The sequence below is a fragment of the Candidatus Accumulibacter contiguus genome (assembly GCF_012940005.1).
Lineage (GTDB): Bacteria > Pseudomonadota > Gammaproteobacteria > Burkholderiales > Rhodocyclaceae > Accumulibacter > Accumulibacter contiguus.
In genome coordinates this window covers 1-629 of record NZ_SPMX01000138.1, presented here as the reverse complement: position 1 = coordinate 629, position 629 = coordinate 1, and the positions used below count along the sequence as shown (strand labels likewise).

The window sequence follows — 629 nt, the reverse complement described above, 5'->3', positions numbered from 1 at the left end:
GGAACAACTCAAGAAGATGGGTGGCCTCGAATACTGGGATACCAGCTTCTCGTTCATCGACCGGGAGAGCGGCCAGGAGACTTTCGTGCGCCTGCCCGAGATGGGTGGGGGCAGCATCATTGCCGAGGGCAAGCTCCCGCCCGGCAGCATCTATACCGTCGGCACCGATGTGACGGATGCCCGGCTTGCTCTGTTCCTGTTGCAGACGCAGATGAACCGCGGGTCAGGCAGGATCATCCCGCTCGGCAATCTATCGAGCAAGATGAAAGAGGCGATCAAGACCGCGGATGCTTATCTGAAGGCGAATCTCAAGAACCTCGGCATCGACCACGACCTCAAGGCCTACGACTTCACGATCCAGGCGATCAACCTGAACCAGGCCAAGGAGGGTTCCGAAACCACGGTCGCTTTCTTCATCTCCCTAGTCTCGGCAATCCTAGAGAAGCCCGTGCTCGACCGGACCGTCGTGCTCGGAGAGATGAGCGTCCAGGGTATGCTTCTCAAGGTTGCTTCGCTCCCCGAGCGTATGCAGCTCGCCGTCGAAGCCGGCGCCAAACACATCCTGATTCCAAGCGAAAACAAGCGCGACGTCGCCGACGTCCCGGACGCCATCCTCACGGCAATCCCGT

1 protein-coding gene is annotated in these 629 nt (G+C 59.8%); it reads left to right on the top strand.

From position 1 onward, the window contains the following. On the top strand, window positions 1-629 hold a 629-nt coding region (locus tag E4Q08_RS23650; protein ID WP_308240216.1), incomplete at both ends, for a S16 family serine protease.